The organism is Alcanivorax sp. HI0083, assembly GCF_001635175.1.
The window spans coordinates 1-626 of record NZ_LWFX01001642.1; the positions used below are offsets into that span (position 1 = coordinate 1).

At 63.4% G+C, this 626-nt stretch carries 1 pseudogene; it reads right to left on the bottom strand.

The annotated features are described in order from the left end of the window. Positions 1-626: pseudogene (locus tag A3754_RS28245) on the bottom strand (hypothetical protein); the annotation flags it as partial.

The following is a 626-nucleotide window of genomic DNA, read 5'->3' on the forward strand; positions in this document are numbered from 1 at the left end:
GCCTGGCTGTCTTCTACCGCTTGGTTGGCCGCTTCGCTGGCCTGGTCAACGGACTGCTGAGCTTCTTTCTCTACGCTGGCGGCTTTCTTCTTCGCCGCCTGTTCTGGTGTGTCTTCGCCGGCGATGATGATGCGGCCGGTGACCGGGTCAAAGCGGAATTCGCCTTCAGCACTGGTGTCAGCGGCAGGAGCTGTTGCTGATGAAGCCGGGGCGGGTGTCGGGGCCGTGGTTGACTCTGAAGTGGCTGGCGCTGTTGTCGCGGCGGCCGCAGGGGGGGCGGCTGGTTTCGGCTCAGCGCTGCTGGCCGTTGCAGCGTCGTTGCCGCTGTTGTCTTCGCTGACAAAGCGACCGGAAACCGGGTCAAACATCAGCTCGCCTTTGTCTTCACCATTATCCGCAGTGGCGGGCGCTGGCTCGCTGGATTGCGCTGCCGTTTTTTCCTGAAGGGGGGGCAGGGTATCGACCTGCTGGCCGGAGACCACATCCGGTGCCGCGCTCACGGGGCGATCAACCACGGTGTGCAAAGCGGTGTTGTTTTCGAAGTAAACGGTGAAACCGTTGTAGAACCAGCGGGTGATGGCGGGGCTGCCCACCGGGCCCTTGCTCTGGTTGGGGGCGCCGAATTC